This window comes from Pseudomonas sp. B20 (assembly GCF_020515755.1).
GTDB classification, from domain to species: domain Bacteria; phylum Pseudomonadota; class Gammaproteobacteria; order Pseudomonadales; family Pseudomonadaceae; genus Aquipseudomonas; species Aquipseudomonas syringae.
In genome coordinates this window covers 61757-78312 of the sequence record NZ_JAHPJG010000025.1, presented here as the reverse complement: position 1 = coordinate 78312, position 16556 = coordinate 61757, and the positions used below count along the sequence as shown (strand labels likewise).

The window sequence follows — 16556 nt, the reverse complement described above, 5'->3', positions numbered from 1 at the left end:
CATGAGTCGAGCTCTTCTGGAACTCAAGGGTATAACCCGTCGTTTCGTCGCCGGCGAAAAAGACTTCATCGCGCTGAATGACATCAACCTCACGATCAATGCCGGCGAGCTGGTTGCCATTACCGGGGCCTCGGGTTCCGGCAAGTCAACGCTGATGAACGTGCTGGGTTGCCTGGACCACGCCAACAGCGGCAGCTACAAGGTCGACGGGCGTGAAACCGGTACGCTGACCGATGATGAGCTGGCAGAGCTGCGTCGCGATCACTTCGGTTTCATTTTTCAGCGTTATCACCTGTTGCCGCACCTGGCGGCGATCCAGAATGTCGAAATGCCGGCGATCTACGCAGGCACCGGCAAGGGCATGCGCGTGGAGCGTGCGCAGAAGCTGCTTGAGCGTCTGGGCCTGTCCGGGCATCTGGAGCACCGGCCAAGCCAGTTGTCAGGCGGCCAGCAGCAGCGGGTGAGTATCGCCCGGGCGTTGATGAACGGCGGCGAGATCATTCTGGCCGACGAACCGACCGGAGCCCTCGACAGCGTAAGCGGCAAGGAGGTGATGAATATCCTCCTGGAGCTCAACAGCGCCGGGCACACGGTGATCCTGGTGACCCACGACGAGAAGGTTGCAGCGCACGCCGAGCGCATCATCGAAATGCGGGATGGCGAGATCATCGCCGACCGGGTCAACACCGATCGCCCGATCATCAACGAAAAAGCCACCGAGCGCCTGCCGTCCAAACCCAGGCAGGGCAACCGGCTGATGGCCAACATCGGCCTGTTCCAGGAGGCCTTCGTCATGGCGTGGGTGGCGCTGATCTCGCACCGCATGCGCACGCTGCTGACCATGCTCGGGATCATCATCGGCATCACCTCGGTGGTGTCGATCGTTGCGATCGGCGAAGGGGCCAAGCGCTATGTGCTCAAGGACATCCAGGCCATCGGCAGCAATACCATCGAGGTGTTCCCAGGCAGTGACTTTGGCGACACCAAGTCCATGGATATCCAGACCCTGGCGCTGTCCGATGTGGCGGCGTTGAGCAGTGAGTACTACATCGACAGCGCCACACCGAATATCGGCCGCAACCTGCTGGTGCGCTACCGCAATATCGACGTATCGGCAACGGTGAGCGGGGTCAGCCCGAGCTACTTCCAGGTGCGTGGCACCAAACTGGGCCTGGGGGTGGGCTTCAACAAGGATGACGCCCGGCGGCAGGCACAGGTGGTGGTGATCGATCACAACACGCGGATTCGCCTGTTCGGTCCCAAGGTCGACCCGCTGGGCCAGGTGATCCTGGTGGGCAACCTGCCGTGTACGGTGATCGGCGTGACCGAGAACAAGAAAAACATCTTCGACACCAGCAAGAACCTGAATATCTGGATGCCCTACGAAACCGCCTCCGGACGCCTGCTGGGTCAGACCTACCTGGACGGCATCACCGTGCGGGTCAAGGATGGACAGCCAAGCAAGGTGGTCGAGGACAACGTCAACAAGCTGTTGCAAAAGCGTCACGGAACCAAGGACTTCTTCACCTACAACCTCGACAGCGTGATGCAAACGGTGCAGAAGACCAGCCAGTCGCTGGCCCTGTTACTGTCGCTGATCGCAGTGATCTCGCTGGCGGTCGGCGGTATCGGGGTGATGAACATCATGCTGGTGTCGGTCACGGAACGGACGCGCGAGATCGGCATTCGCATGGCAGTCGGGGCACGTCAGTCGGATATCCGTCAGCAGTTTCTGGTGGAGGCGGTGATGGTCTGCCTGATAGGCGGGGTTATCGGCATCGGCCTGTCGTTCGTGATCGGCTATGTGTTTTCACTGCTGGTCAAGGAATGGCAGATGGTGTTCTCCGTGGGCTCGATTGTCACGGCGTTCATCTGCTCGACATTGATCGGCATCGTGTTTGGCTTCGTACCCGCACGTAACGCGGCACAGCTCGATCCGATCGAGGCGCTGGCACGGGATTGACGAGGGATTGCAGGACAAGGATGTCCTGCCTATCGGATAGGCGCGCGTGTACGCGACCGCATACCGAAAAGCGCGTGCGGGCGGAGTCAGAAAGATCGATGTATGAGATCGACGCTGGAAGCTTAAGGGCAGGGATCCTGCTCGCGAGAGGCTGGTGCAGTCGACGGATATCTGTCGTCTGCGTCAGCCTCCGGAGCAAGCTTTTGCGAGGGCTCAGCCTACCGCGCTGACGCTGGAAACCCGTGCGGCGCTACTGCTCTTGAGGGCCTGTTCGAAGCGGTCGAGGACCATGCCCACTTCCGACTCGGTAATGTTCAACGGTGGCAGGAAGCGCACGACTGCACTGTGGCGTCCGCCGGTCTCGATGATCATGCCGTTGTCGAAGCACTCCAGCTTGATCGCCCGCGCACGTGCACCATCGCCGGGCCCAGGACGCGATCCGCTGGCCGGCTTGACGATTTCCACGCCAAGCATCAGCCCGCGGCCACGAACATCGCCGATAAACGGGAACTGTCTGGCGATATCCTCCAGCCCGCTGTGCAACTGTTCACCCCGGCGCGAGGCATTGCCTGCCAGGTCGTGTTCCTTGATATGACGCATGGTGGCAGCCCCGGCAACCATCGCCATCTGATTGCCACGGAATGTACCTGCGTGCATGCCTGGGCCCCATGTATCCAGATGCTCGGCATAAACGATCACGGATATCGGGTAGCCGCCACCGATGGCCTTGGACAGCACCAGAATATCCGGCGTAATCCCGGAATGTTCGATGGCAAACAGGTTGCCGGTACGTCCGAGTCCGGTTTGCACCTCGTCGACAATCAGCAAGACGCCGAACTCGCGGGTGATCTCCCGCACGGCGCGCAGCCACTCGGCCGATGCCGCGATACAGCCGCCTTCGCCCTGGATCACTTCGACCACCACCGCCGCCGGTTTGGGCACGCCGCTTTCCGGATCACTGAGTACCGTGCGGATGTACTCGATGGAAAGGCGGTCTGTGTGTTCGCCATCGGTGCCGAACGGGCAGCGGAAGCGATAGGGGAAGGGCAGGAAGTGGGTGCCCTGGGCCAGCAGGCCGGCTTTGGGGTTGAGGTTGCCCATGGCCGACAATGCGCCAGCGGTCATGCCGTGATAACCACCGTGGAAGGACATCAGCGGCGAGCGCTGGGTGTAATGGCGAGCCAGTTTGATGGCGGCTTCGACCGCGTCTGAACCGCTGGGGCCGCAGAACAGGATTTTGCTGTTGTCACGCATGCTGGCTGGCAACGTCGCGAACAGTTCTTCGACGAAGGCGTGCTTGGCCGGTGTGGCCAGGTCAAGGGCCTGCTGCAGATGATCACTGTTGAGGAATTCGATCACCGCCTCGCGGACTACCGGTGGGTTATGACCCAGTGCCAGCGTGCCAGCGTTCGACAGGCAGTCGAGATACTCCCGGCCGTTGGCGTCCTTGACTCGCATGCCTTTGCCGCTGACAAACAGCTGCTGGAAGGTCGCTGCGTAGGTACGCGCATTCGACTCCAGTTTCTTGAGATTGCTTAACTCTTCCATAGTCGATCCCTTGTTGGCACAGGTACGGATGCATTGCTACTCGCTTCGAGCAGGGCCCGATTCTGTAAGAACCTCAGGGTGATCGCCAACTTATCGCCGCCGGACTGTCCCCGTATTCCACGACAGACATCTCGCGGCCTCAAGCGTTAAATGCATGCTACGAAAGGGATTTGTGGCGCTGTAGGAAATCTCGCGACAACGCTCCTGATCGTCCGGATTCCTGCCCCGTTGCTTCCTTTCTCAAGACACCACTGTTCCGGAATCCTCGAGAGCTTTATGTCTATTGGCAAACCAGCTGGTCACTTCCTGTTGTCGACGTTTCTGGTATCGCTGCTGAGCGGCTGCACGCTAGGACCGGACTACCAGTTGCCTGCGGTGGCAGTTGCCAGCAAGTGGCATGCGCCGCTGCCCCATGACGCGTCGATGGTCGGGCTGCAGGATTGGTGGCAACAGTTCAATGATCCTGCGCTGGCAACCCTGTTGCGTCTGGCACAGGCAGACAGCCCGTCCCTCGACAAGGCTCTGGCGCGCATTGCCCAGGCACGCGCGACGGTAGACGACAGCGTTGCCGACAGGTTGCCTCAAGTGAGCGGCGGCTTGAGCAAGTCACGCGCCGGCATCAGGCAGAGCGGGGTGCGTCAGAGCGGCAAGACCTCCGGCGCAACCCTCGATGCGTCCTGGGAACTGGACCTGTTCGGCAAACTGCGACGCACCGACGAGGCTTCACGCAATCTGCTCGAAGCACGTGTCAATGACTGGCATGACGCTCGCGTATCACTGGCCGCCGAGGTCGGTGATGACTTCGTGCAGTACCGCGGCTGCCAGATGCTGGTGAACGCTTACCGTGATCAGGCGCAATCCCAGGAGCAGACCGCACGTCTGACTCGCGTGTCGTTTCAGGCCGGATTTACCGCCGCCGCCGACTCATCGTTGAGCGACGCCAGTGCGGCGGCGAGCAATGCGACTCTCATCAAACAACAGAGCGAGTGCGACGTGCTGCTCAAGAGTCTGGTGGAGCTGACCGGCAGCGACGAGGAACAGGTACGAGAAGTGCTCAGCCATAACCCCGCGCGACTGCCGCAGCCTGCGTTGCTGGATGTACGGGAAATACCCGCCGACCTGGTGCGCCAGCGCCCGGACCTGGCGTCCAGCGAACGCGAACTGGCCGCAGCGAATGCGAAGATTGGCGCTGCTCAGGCTGATCGTCTGCCCAGCCTGAGTCTGGTTGGCTCGTTCGAAGTGGGGACCACCACCGGAGTGTTCAGCCGCGACTGGAGCCTCGGCCCGCAACTGACTGTTCCGCTGTTCGATGCAGGCAAGCGCCGGGCGGCGGTAGATTCTGCGCGGGCGGATTATGACACGGCGCTGGCGACCTACCGGCAAACCCTGCGCACGGCGGTAATGGAGGTCGAGCAGGCGCTGGTGCGCCTGGACGCGGCGCGGCGTTCACAAGCCAGTACGCAGCGGGCCAGCGACGGTTATGAAGCGTCGTTCGAGGCTACAGACCGCAACTGGCAGGCCGGTAATGCCAGCCTGCTGGACCGCGAAGAGGCTCGACGCTCGGCGCTGTCGGCAGAAATCGAATTGATCAACGTGCAACAAAACCAGGTGCGCTACTGGATTGCCCTGTACAAGGCCCTGGGCGGTGGATGGCAGGACAGTCGCGAAGGTTTGGCCGGTGAAACACCGAAGCGGGGCGGCGTATGAGGAAGTTACGTGTGTATGGGCTGCTGGCGCTGGCGGTATTGGGTGTCTCGGGCTGGCTATTGTCTGGCCGCGCAGAGCCGCCCCCGACAGCCGCAGCCGCGCCGGCCACCAGCCTGACGGTTGAGGCGGTGCAACCGCGCCGCGAAGACTGGCCGCAGGAACGGGTGGCGAGCGGTGCGCTAGCACCCTGGCAGGAAGCCGTGATCAGTGCCGAGACCGGAAGCTTGCGTATCGCCAGCCTGAAAGCTGATATCGGCGATCAGGTGAAGAAGGGCCAGGTTTTGGCGACCCTGGCCGATGACAGCGTGCTGGCCGAGGAAAACAAGCAGAAGTCAGCGGCCGCCCAGGCCTCTGCGCAACTGCAGGAAGCCCGCTCCAATGCCAGACGGGCGGCCTCGGTAGGGCAGAGCGGCGCCCTGTCCGAGCAGAAACTGGAAGAGTACCGGGTCAAGGTGCAGACCGCCGAAGCTGACCTGGCCTCGGCGAATGCCGATCTGCGCAGCATCCGGATCAAGCTCACGCAGACGCGCATCGTCGCGGTGGATGACGGAATCATTTCCGGGCGCAAGGCCTTGCTTGGCGATGTGGTGTCGGCGGGCAGCGAAATGTTCAGAATGATCCGGGAGGGCCGCATCGAGTGGCAGGCGGAACTGGATGCCCAGCAACTGCCAGGCGTCAAGGCCGGGCACCTCGCCCGTGTGAAGCTGCCCGGCGGTAATGAGGTCGAAGGGCACGTGCGGCTGGTCTCGCCAGTGCTTGACAGCAAGACCAGCAGGGCGCTGGTCTACGTATCCCTGCCGGTAGGGTCGATGGCCCGCTCCGGCATGTACGCCAGCGGTCGCATCGAACTGCCGTCCAGCCCGGCGCTGACGGTTCCGGACACCAGCGTGATCCTGCGCGATGGGCGCTCTTATGTGTTTGTACTGGGCAAGGACATGCGCGTCAGCCAGCAAGTGGTAGAGATCGGACGGCGTCGTGGATCGGCGCTGGAAATTCTCGGCGGCCTGGCAGAGCAGGCTCAGATCGTCCGCAGTGGTGGTGCCTTTCTCAATGACGGGGCCAGCGTGACGCTGGTCAACGCCGAGGCCCGAGCGCAATGAATATCTCCGCGTTGTCGATTCGTTACCCGGTTCCGGCGGTCATGCTGTTTTTATTGCTGACCCTGTTTGGTTTCCTCGGATTCGAGCGTCTCGGCATCCAGGACTTTCCCGACACCGATCTGCCTGCTGTGGTCATCAGTGCCTCGCTGGAAGGGGCCGCCCCCGAGCAACTGGAAACCGAAGTCGCGCGCAAACTCGAAGACAAGCTGACCTCGCTGCGCCTGCTCAAGCATGTCACCACGCAAATTACCGAAGGCAGTGTCCTCATCAATGTGATCTTCGACATCGACAAGGATGGCAACGAAGCCCTCAACGAAGTACGCAATGCGGTGGACAGCGCTGCGGCTGAATTGCCAGCCAACCTCGATACGCCATCGGTAACCCGCCTGACCACCAATACCACGGCGTTGCTGACCTATGTGGTCGATGCGCCACGTATGGACGAAGAAGCGCTGTCATGGTTTGTCGACAACGAGCTGAGTAAACAACTGCTGACCGTGCGTGGTGTCGCAAAGATCAGCCGGGTGGGCGGCGTGGACCGCGAAGTCCAGGTTGACCTTGATCCGGCGCTGATGGCCGGTCTGGGTCTGAGTGTGACGGACATTGCAGATCGTTTGCGTGCGATGCAGAAAGACAATTCCGGCGGCCAAGGCGATCTGGGCAGCGGTCAACAGGCGCTGCGTGTCCTCGGCGGTATTGACGACCCCGCGGCGCTGGGCGCTATCCGCATCCCCGTCAGCGATGGACGGATGCTCGCTGTGCAGCAGTTGGCCACCGTGCGCGATACCCATGCCGAGCGCACCACCCTGGCGTATCGCGATGGCAAACCGGTGATTGGCTTTCAGGTCATCCGCTCCCTGGGCTTTTCCGACGTCGGCGTGACCAGGGATTTGCGCCAGGCAGTCAGTGAGTTCGCCAGGCAGCACCCTGATGTGCGTATTGAAGAGGCGAGTAATGCCGTCGAGCCGGTGATGGAAAACTATCGCGGCTCCATGGCGCTGCTCTACGAAGGGATGTTACTGGCGGTGCTGGTGGTCTGGTGGTTTCTGCGTGACTGGCGGGCGACCTTGATCGTGGCCACGGCACTGCCTTTGTCGATCATCCCCACCTTCGGCGTGATGTATTTTGCCGGTTTTAGCCTCAATACCGTTTCGCTGCTGGCGCTGGCGCTGGTAATCGGCATTCTGGTCGACGATGCCATTGTTGAGGTCGAAAACATTGCGCGACACCTGCGCATGGGCAAAACCCCGAGGCAGGCGGCAATCGAAGCGTCCGACGAGATCGGCCTTGCGGTATTGGCAACCACCGTGACCCTGGTCGCAGTATTCCTGCCGACCGCTTTCATGGGCGGGATTTCCGGCAAACTGTTTCGCCAGTTCGGTGTGACCGCCAGCGCTGCGTTGATATTTTCGTTACTGGTCGCCCGTCTTCTGACGCCGATGATGGCTGCGCACTTTCTCAAGGCTCGCTCGCATGGCGAACACGACGGCGGTTTGATGAGGCGTTACCTGGGCTGGATTCACACCAGCCTGAGCCACCGCAAAACCACCATGGCCATTGTGGGCGCTTTATTCATCGGCTCGCTGGCGCTTATACCCTTGCTGCCGACCAGCTTTCTGCCTGCCCAGGATATTGCCAGCAGCACCGTCAGCCTGGAATTGCCACCTGGCAGCAGTCTGGCGCAGACCGGCGAGATTGCCTTGCAGGCTGAGAAGCGTTTGCGTGCGATCCCTGAAGTGGCCCACGTGTTCATTTCGGCGGGCAGCGGCGATGCCGGCAGTGCAGGCAATCGCAACGCGATACTGACCGTCGATCTGCTGCCGCGTGACCAACGCGCCCTGAAACAATCCCAGGTGGAAGCGAGCATGCGTGAAAGTCTGCGCAGTTTGCCTGGTGTGCGGGTGACGGTCGGTGGTGACGCCAGCGGCGAACGGCTGGACATCGTCCTTGCCAGCGATGATGGCGATTTGCTGGAGCGTACCGCCGCCGCGCTTGAACCGCAGTTGCGCCAGATAAAAGGCATCGGCAACGTCACCTCAAGTGCGGCGGTGCAACGACCGGAAATCCAGATGCGCCCGGATGTTATCCGCGCGGCAGAGCAGGGTGTCAGCAGCCAGGACATCGCCGACACCCTGCGCATGGCCACCTATGGCGAATACAGCTCGTCCCTGGGCAAGATCAATCTGTCCCAGCGCCAGGTCAATGTGCGGGTGCGCATGCAGCCGCAAGTACGTACCGACCTGCAGAGCCTCGCTCAGTTGCGGGTCACCGGGCGTGATGGCCAGATCGCGCTGGCGTCGCTGGGAGAACTCAGCATGGGCAGCGGCCCCGCGCAGATTGATCGTATCGATCGCTTGCGCAATATCACCCTGTCCATCGAACTCAATGGCAGCAATCTGGGCGAAGTGATGGAACAGGCCAGGCAAACGCCGGTCATGCAGAACCTGCCAGCGCAAGTGAAACTGGTGGAGCAGGGCGAGTTGCAGTTGATGAGCGAGTTGTTTGGCAACTTCAGTCTGGCGATGGCCGTTGGCGTATTCTGCATCTACGCGGTGCTGGTATTGCTGTTCCATGACTTCATGCAGCCGCTGACCATCCTCTCGGCGCTCCCGCTATCGCTTGGCGGCGCACTGTTGGCACTGTTGATCGGCGGGATGAGTTTTTCCATGGCGTCGGTCATCGGTTTGCTGATGCTGATGGGGATCGTGACCAAGAACTCGATCCTGCTGGTGGAGTACGCAATCATGGCTCGCCGTGCGCCGACCGTAAGCCGCTACGAAGCGTTGATCGACGCCTGCCACAAACGCGCCCGACCGATCCTGATGACCACCATTGCGATGGGGGCAGGCATGTTGCCGACCGCACTGGGATGGGGTGGCGAGTCTGGCTTCCGCCAGCCGATGGCGGTGGTCGTCATCGGCGGACTATTGGCCTCGACCGTACTGAGCCTGTTGGTAGTGCCCGTTATCTTTACTTATGTCGATGATGGTCATGAGAGGCTTAAAAGTTTGTTCCGCAGGCCTTGATAAAACAGTGTAATCCGCCATTGAGGCAGGCGCCCTGACAGGGATAAGCATCAGAGAGAATAATTCGCATTTCGATATGTTTCCTCTCTGGACTCTACTGAACTCACCCAGCACATCAGTGCTCGTCCTCATCTAATCAACACTTTATTTAGTCCGTTCCACCCTATGCCTGTTCATAAAATCCAATCAGTGCCGATAAAGTCAGGGATCGCGAAAGGTTAAAGTGCCATGAACAGCACTTTCCACCCCTTGCGGCCTGTAAAGCTCACAAGCCAGCGGCAGATAGCCATTACACGGAGGTGCCGTTAGTTGTTATAGGCAGGTTCCGCTCTGGCACAGAAAATTGGCTGACCATTTCTGTAGCCCAACGAACCGCTTATAGCAAAAGTGCGCAAAATCCACGTGTAACCACTTGCCTCTAGTGCAGTAGGGCTCTCGGACAGAAGTGACCCCTTACTTAACGATGATGGATAATCAATGAACATGATAAATCGCACCAGTTTCGCTAAAAAACTCATGGCCGCGTTCATCGTTTGCGCCATGATCACATTGGCTGTGGGTGGTCTGGGGATGCTCGGTATCAACCGGCTTTCCGATGCCCTTGAGCTGACGTTCTCGAATAACCTGGTTTCAGTGGCCAACACCAACGAGACGATGACCGCTCTGACCACTCATAACCGCGGGCTTTATCGTTTGCTCGATGCCCGGGACAAGGCTACGGCGGAGAAAATGCGCCAAAGTATCAATGCCGAGCTGGAGCGTGCGCAGAAGGTCTATTCCGTCTACCGCGCCACTCCGCAGGAAGACGATGAGCGCGCAGCGGGTGACCAGTACGACGCCCTGATGTCAGCCTACATGTCTGCTTCCCAGAATATCTTTGACCTGCAGCAGGCGGGCAAACTGGAAGACGCGCGCAATCGCCTCAACGCGCTGGCCGATGGGGAGTTCAACAAGGCTCGCGGCTACCTGCAGATCATGATCGACTCCAACAAGCGCCAGATCAAAGAGGGGGCAGAGGCCGCTGACAGGCTGCAAAGCAACTCGGTATTCATGTTGACGGCGGGTATTGTCATCGCGTTTGTGGTGGCGATCATGTTGGGTATTCTGATCACTCGCATGATTACCGGACCACTGAGAAGTGCTATCGAAGTTGCACAACGTATTGCATCGGGTGACTTGACCCAGAGCGTTTCCAGCACCCGAGGCGATGAAGCGGGGCACCTGCTCAATGCGATCGGCACGATGCAGGGCAATTTGAAACGCACCATTCAGGAGATTTCCAGCGCGTCCGATCAGCTTGCCTCCGCAGCCGAAGAGCTTGGCGCGGTCACCGAAGAAAGCACCCGCGGCCTTACTCGGCAAAATGACGAGATTCAACAGGCTGCAACGGCAGTGAACGAAATGACAGCGGCTGTTGAAGAGGTAGCCCGCAATGCGGTGTCTACGTCGGAGGAGTCGAAATCACTGGCAACCGACGCCGCCAACGGTCGTGGCCAGGTAGATAACACCGTCAAGGGCATCGGCACGATGGTCAGGGAAATTACCGAGTCGACGGGGTCTGTGACCACGCTCGCTGGCCACGTCCGGGATATCAGCAAAGTGCTTGAGGTCATCCGCAGCATTGCGGAGCAAACCAACCTGCTCGCGCTGAACGCTGCCATCGAGGCTGCACGCGCCGGCGAACAAGGCAGAGGGTTTGCCGTGGTGGCCGACGAAGTGCGCGCCCTTGCACACCGTACCCAGGCTTCAACGGTGGAAATCGAAGGCATGATCGGTACCGTGCAGTCCGGCGCCGACGGTGCGGTCGCTGCCATGAGCAAAAGCCTGGCGACGGCCACCAGCACCCAGGAACTCGCGCAGCGCGCCGGCAGCGCCCTGGAAAAAATCACCAGCGGCGTGGGGATGATCAACGAGCGCAACATGGTGATTGCCTCGGCGTCCGAAGAGCAGGCCCAGGTCGCACGCGAAGTGGATCGCAACCTGGTCAACATTCAGGAGCTGAGCGCACAGTCTGCAGCCGGCGCTAATCAGACGAGTGCATCCAGTCAGGAACTGTCACGGCTGGCGATTTCGTTCAACACGATGGTTGCGCAGTTCAAGCTTTAACGGGTTTGTGCAGGTGTATTTCCGGTCTGATCGTCTAGACCGCTTTGACCGGGAATACACACTGCTTTCTCTTGTTCTTTTCTTGTTGACGGTCGACCTTGCCAGTTTGCAGAGGCGACTTGCTTAAGAATGTCTACCTGTCCAGCCGCGAGCATTCGCAAAGCTGCTCCCGCCTCATTACAATCCTGGCAGATAGACCAATCCAAAGGTGTACATTGGAATTCACACGGGACAGATTCAACGGGATCATTGTCAACGCAGCTTCATTGCCAAATGATCCGCAAGCGTTGCAAGACGCTGTCGACGCGCTAGTTATCCTCATCGAGAATGAGGACCTGGCGCTGGCCTGGGTCACACTGCCCATCAGCAATGCCCAGAGTATTCCGATCTTCACCGCTGCCGGGTTCTCTTTCCATAGCTGTCTGACCGATCAACTTACTCTGGTGCGGCGCCCTTTAGATCAGGTATTCGTCCCGTTCATACCTACCCATACTGTAGGAGCGGGGGCCATCGTGATTAATGAAGCAGGGGAACTCCTTGTCGTGAAGGAGCGAGGCACCCAGGGGTTCAAGCTGCCGGGAGGGCACGTAGACAACGCTGAACGAATTCAGGATTCAATCGAACGTGAGGTGCTGGAGGAAACCGGGATCGAATCGAAGTTCGAATCCATTGTGGCGTTTACTACCAAACATCCCTACCAATTTGGCAAATCAAATATCCACTTCATCTGCCGAATGACGGCTCTGACGCAGCGAATAAACATCCTGGACACTGCCGAAATAGAGGAAGCCAAATGGGTAGCGTTGCAAGCCTACCTGGCAGACGACAGCAATAGCATGTCCAACCGACAGTTGCTCAAGGATGTCGCATTCAGCCAAGGTCTCGTTCCCACCGAGTATTCCGCCAATGTCGGAGCTCATAAAAAACAGGAGATTTTCACCACAACGGGTGATCAATCGGAAACGCTGCTTTAAGGTCTGTGGCAATTCATGCGGATTGAACTGCCCACGGACACTGCAAAATTAGCGCATTGCACGCGTTCCGGAATGGAGCGGGGTAGCCTGAGTCGGGCTGTGCAGTGGATGGAGACTACTGATCAAATTTGAAATATCTTGAAACATTCGTGTCACATGAAGAGTCAATGGAATAACCCTCTTCAAGGTTTTCCGATGAAAACGCCTCGCCCAAATACACGTCTCAAATCCCTCATCAATCTACGCAATCTAAAAATGGCGCGATCTGCGCACGCGTTCGTTCGAGGCAATACCGCCCAGTTCTATGAGTGGCTTCACAGCCAGTCGGGTAGACGTCTGCCCAGCGGTCCGCCGGTCTGGATCTGTGGCGATTGTCATGCCGGCAATCTGGGGCCCACAGGGGATTCGAGAGGGCGCATCGACATGCATATCCGCGACCTCGATCAAGCCGTGATCGGTAATCCTGCCCATGACCTGGTGAGACTTGGGTTGTCGTTGGCGACAGCTGCTCGAGGCTCGGATCTGCCCGGCGTTACCACCGCAAGAATGCTGGAAGAGATGATGCAGGGCTACGAAGAAGCTTTTATGGGCGACGACGATGAAGAGCCCGATCGTCCTGCGCAAGTGAAAGCCGGAATGCGCAGCGCGGTGCAACGCACGTGGAAGCATCTTGCCAAAGAACGCTTCGAAGGTACGCAACCGACCATTCCGCTTGGCAAGCATTTCTGGCAACTGTCCCGTGCGGAGCGCGATGCAATCAAGGAGCTTTGTGAAACGCCGGAGATTCATGCGCTGGTGACATCGCTCAAAGGCAGGTCGCAGGATGACCGTGTGCGCTTACTCGACTCCGCCTATTGGGTAAAAGGATGCAGCTCTCTGGGCCTGCTTCGCTATGCAGTGCTGATGGGTGTTGGTGATGAAGAGGATGAAGAGTTCTGCTTGCTCGACGTCAAGGAAGCCGTCGCAGCGGCGGCCCCACGTACGGCGAGGGCTCGCATGCCCAGAGACAATGGCAAACGGGTAGTGGAGGGCGCCCGCAACCTGTCGCCCGGCCTGGGCAGCCGAATGGTTGCCGTGCGAATGCTGGATCATTCGTTCTTCATACGTGAGCTACTTCCTCAGGACATGAAGCTGGAACTTGATGAGCTCACTGAGCAAGAGGCCATGCAGGCCGCAGCGTATCTCGCAAAAGTGGTTGGGAACGCCCACGCCAGACAGATGGACCTGGCCACACGCGCGGCGTGGATCAGGGATCTGCAAGCCAATCGGTCCGATACCCTGGACGCTCCCTCCTGGCTATGGTCGAGTGTCGTCCAACTGGTCGGCAGTCACGAGCAAGGCTACCTTGAGCATTGTCGGCGCTACGCGCTGTAGCGCCTTATGAATGCCGAGATGAGCGGAACAGAATTCAGTTAATCGATATTCCGCTCATATTCTTGAGGAACGCATAACGCATAACGCAGTCAGCGCCAGGCCCTTATCGGTTGTGGCGCAGAATGGAGAAGTTCAGCGCCGCTGCCACCGAGAGCCAGACCAGATAGGGGAACAAAATCAGCCCGGTGATGATGTCCAGCTGCAAGGCCATTACGATCATCGCGGCAACCACGATCCACAGCAGAACCAGAATCACCATCGCAGCATCGAGGCGGTTCGCGCCAAAGAATACCGGCGTCCACAGCGTATTCAGCGCAATTTGAGCCGCCCACAAGGCCAGCACGATCTCGCTGCCGGGGATCAGCGTCAGGCGATAGCCGGCCCAGGCGAGAAGCAGATAAATCGTCGTCCACGCCACCGGAAACGCCCAGTCAGGCGGGGTGAAGCTCGGTTTTTCAAGAGATTCGTACCATGCTCCCGGCTTGAAGATGATGCCGGTTGCTCCGGCGGCGCAGCAGGCTAGAAGGAAAATGAAGAAGGTCATGGGTGGTCCTGGGTCGAGGGCTTATGAGGCTGATCGGTCTTAGCGATACCCAGGTTGGACGCCTTTGCGTTGAAAAGGTCCGTTTTTTTGATGTGAGGGGCAGGGCGTAGGGGTGCAATTTCCCAGCGTTGAATGACGAGCGATGCTGCACGGCTTCACAGCGATTGCCGTCGCTCGAACTGTGCGCGTAATAGCTTGGCGCTCAAATCCTCCCAATGCTCGACAAACGCAGTGCGGGCTGTTTCGAAGTCGCGACTGCGAAGGCAGGCTATCAAGTGCTCATGGTCCTTGACGATTTGCTTGGGGTCCTCATAACACGGCTGTTGCAGTACCAGCAGCAGCTCAATCTCGCTTTCCAGCATGGCATAGCTGCGCTGCAGGCGTGCGCTGCCACTGGCGCGGATGATCGCCCGGTGGAAGTCACCATCAGCGGTGACAATGTCTGAGCGCGGGGTATCGGGCGCGGTATTGCGCAGTCTTTCTACGGCGTCCAGCGCGTCAGCCGGGACCGTGCCATTGAGGATAATCATGCGCACTGCTTCAGTTTCCAGTACCCCGCGCAGCCGGGCGATGTCGACGACGTCGTCCGGGCCGAACTCGGGTATGCAGAATCCGCGATGAGGCACTTTCAGCAGCAAGCCGAATGACACCAGTAACTGTGCCGCACTGCGAAACGTGTTGCGCGCCACTTCGTACTCTTCCGCCATCTTGACGTCCCGCAGGAATTCGCCTGGCTCGAAGTCGCCGTTCAGGATCCTGGCCTTGAGCTTCGCGGCCAGTGCTTCGACCGCCGAGAGCCTGGCTGGGGATGTTTCGATGTTCGCGCTGGAAAGAATCATGGTAACCACGACGGGGGTTGGGGCTCGGTAGAGTGCGCGATTCTAGTACGACTGGGTGTGCGCACACCAGTAAGCGATCAAGCTTCTTTTTAATTTGTACAACAATTTCATTTTTAGAAATTTTTTTAGATCATTTCAACCACATGATTATTATGCCTTTTTAAAAGACATTACCTGAAAATCAGGCCTTTCAACCGAAATATTCGCTTCCAATAAAAATAGTTGTAGCACAATATCTACGCATCGACGTCGTGCCATGCATGGCTTTGCCGGCCTAGGAGTCCAGCGATGCAAGTGATTGGAAAAGAAGAATTCAGCGAAAGCCTTATCGCCTTGCAGGGCGATTTGGCGGCGCCTTTCACGCCAGTGTCGCTGGAAGAAGGCCGGCGCATTGTGCTGGAGCAATTTGGTATCAGCGCGCAGTTGACGCGCTTCGCCACAGAAAAAGACGATACGTTTCGCTGCGATTGTTCAAGCGGTCAGTCTTATGTGCTCAAGATCGCTAACCCGCAGGAAGCTCCTGTTGAGCTCTCGCTGCAAATCGAAGTCATGCAGCATATTGGGCGCAGGGCGCCCCAATTGCCGATTCCCAGGGTTTACCCCGCGCTGGACGGCGGATACCTGACCCCCGTCGTAACGGAAAGTGGTGAGTCAAGGCAGGTGAGGCTTCTGAGCTTTCTGCCAGGCACTCCCTTGGATAAAACCACCCTCAATACCCAGGGGCGCGAGCAGATCGGCCAATTGCTCGCGCACCTCAGGCTGGCGACTGCCGACTTTGCCCACCCGGCAGAATCCCGCAAGGTGTGCTGGGATGTGCAGCACCTGCGTGTGCTTGAGCCCCTGCTCAATGGTGTCATAGAGCCCGTGCGTCGACACTCGCTGGAGCGGGCGCTGGAACGCTTTGGCGAGGTCGAGGGCTTGATCGCCGGGTGCCGACAACAAGTGCTGCATAACGACTTCAATACCTCGAACATCGTCATCGATGCCCATCGCCCGCAGTGCGTCGGGGCGATCATCGATTTCGGCGACACGGTCAAGACTGCCATTGCCATCGATGTGTCCACTGCCATGATGAACCAGTTGCTCGCAGTGCACCCCGGCCAGGACCTCGACATTTTTGCCCCCGCCAAGGATCTGCTCAGAGGCTACCTGCAAGTTTCCGACCTCACGCCTGAGGAGCTAGCCCTTATCCCGCACCTGGCCATGGCGCGCCTGGTTGCCAGAGCGTTGATTACCACCTGGCGCTCGCAGCTTTTCCCGCAGAACAGTGCCTACATCTTGAGGAACGCGGCGCCGGGATGGGGCCAGCTGGACTGGATGCTTAACCGGTCACCGTCACAGATGTCAGCGCTTCTGATGCACTTCGCCCACTGAT

The 16556-nt window shown here is 59.1% G+C and carries 11 protein-coding genes and 1 pseudogene; 9 read left to right on the top strand and 3 right to left on the bottom strand.

What is annotated here, in order from left to right; all coding sequences use genetic code 11:
- The first annotated feature begins 1 nt into the window (after window position 1).
- Window positions 2-1963 carry a MacB family efflux pump subunit gene (locus LIX91_RS22115; protein WP_226489158.1) on the top strand — a complete coding sequence of 654 codons (1962 nt, stop codon included), beginning with the start codon at window positions 2-4 and terminating at the stop codon, window positions 1961-1963.
- 213 nt (window positions 1964-2176) lie between these two features.
- On the opposite strand, the gene LIX91_RS22110 is transcribed toward LIX91_RS22115, so the two are convergent.
- Complete coding sequence (locus LIX91_RS22110; RefSeq protein ID WP_103695826.1) at window positions 2177-3511, bottom strand: diaminobutyrate--2-oxoglutarate transaminase family protein; 1335 nt, start codon at window positions 3509-3511, stop codon at window positions 2177-2179.
- A gap of 276 nt (window positions 3512-3787) precedes the next feature.
- Here LIX91_RS22110 and LIX91_RS22105 point away from each other — a divergent pair, with 276 nt between their 5' ends.
- The 7 genes and pseudogenes from LIX91_RS22105 to LIX91_RS22080 all read left to right on the top strand — a co-directional run bounded on the left by LIX91_RS22105 (window position 3788) and on the right by LIX91_RS22080 (window position 13798).
- Entirely contained in the window at window positions 3788-5218 is a 1431-nt protein-coding gene (locus LIX91_RS22105) for an efflux transporter outer membrane subunit (RefSeq protein WP_003410521.1), read from the top strand.
- On the top strand, window positions 5215-6318 hold the full coding sequence (locus LIX91_RS22100; RefSeq protein ID WP_226489157.1) for an efflux RND transporter periplasmic adaptor subunit: 1104 nt from the start codon (window positions 5215-5217) through the stop codon (window positions 6316-6318). The genes LIX91_RS22105 and LIX91_RS22100 overlap by 4 nt, the downstream gene beginning before the upstream one ends.
- Window positions 6315-9344, top strand: coding sequence for an efflux RND transporter permease subunit (locus LIX91_RS22095; protein WP_226489156.1), 3030 nt, complete (start codon window positions 6315-6317; stop codon window positions 9342-9344). Before LIX91_RS22100 ends, LIX91_RS22095 begins: the two co-directional genes overlap by 4 nt.
- Before the next feature lie 477 nt (window positions 9345-9821).
- Window positions 9822-10592: pseudogene (locus LIX91_RS25960) on the top strand (MCP four helix bundle domain-containing protein); the annotation flags it as partial.
- Complete coding sequence (locus LIX91_RS25955) at window positions 10587-11450, top strand: methyl-accepting chemotaxis protein (RefSeq protein WP_410524763.1); 864 nt, start codon at window positions 10587-10589, stop codon at window positions 11448-11450. The pseudogene LIX91_RS25960 and the gene LIX91_RS25955, both read left to right, overlap by 6 nt.
- A 215-nt stretch (window positions 11451-11665) precedes the next feature.
- Complete coding sequence (locus tag LIX91_RS22085) at window positions 11666-12424, top strand: NUDIX hydrolase (protein ID WP_226489154.1); 759 nt, start codon at window positions 11666-11668, stop codon at window positions 12422-12424.
- A gap of 195 nt (window positions 12425-12619) precedes the next feature.
- Window positions 12620-13798, top strand: a complete 1179-nt coding sequence (locus tag LIX91_RS22080) for a DUF2252 domain-containing protein (RefSeq protein WP_004404630.1) — start codon at window positions 12620-12622, stop codon at window positions 13796-13798.
- A gap of 103 nt (window positions 13799-13901) precedes the next feature.
- On the opposite strand, the gene tspO is transcribed toward LIX91_RS22080, so the two are convergent.
- Both tspO and LIX91_RS22070 read right to left on the bottom strand, forming a co-directional pair.
- Window positions 13902-14342 carry a tryptophan-rich sensory protein TspO gene (tspO, locus tag LIX91_RS22075; RefSeq protein WP_226489153.1) on the bottom strand — a complete coding sequence of 147 codons (441 nt, stop codon included), beginning with the start codon at window positions 14340-14342 and terminating at the stop codon, window positions 13902-13904.
- A gap of 155 nt (window positions 14343-14497) precedes the next feature.
- Window positions 14498-15181, bottom strand: coding sequence for a GntR family transcriptional regulator (locus LIX91_RS22070; RefSeq protein ID WP_100071831.1), 684 nt, complete (start codon window positions 15179-15181; stop codon window positions 14498-14500).
- A gap of 288 nt (window positions 15182-15469) precedes the next feature.
- On the opposite strand from LIX91_RS22070, the gene LIX91_RS22065 reads away from it, so the two are divergent.
- A complete protein-coding gene (locus LIX91_RS22065; RefSeq protein ID WP_226489152.1) occupies window positions 15470-16555 on the top strand; it encodes a phosphotransferase in 1086 nt (361 codons plus the stop codon).
- The last annotated feature ends 1 nt before the right edge of the window (window position 16556 follow it).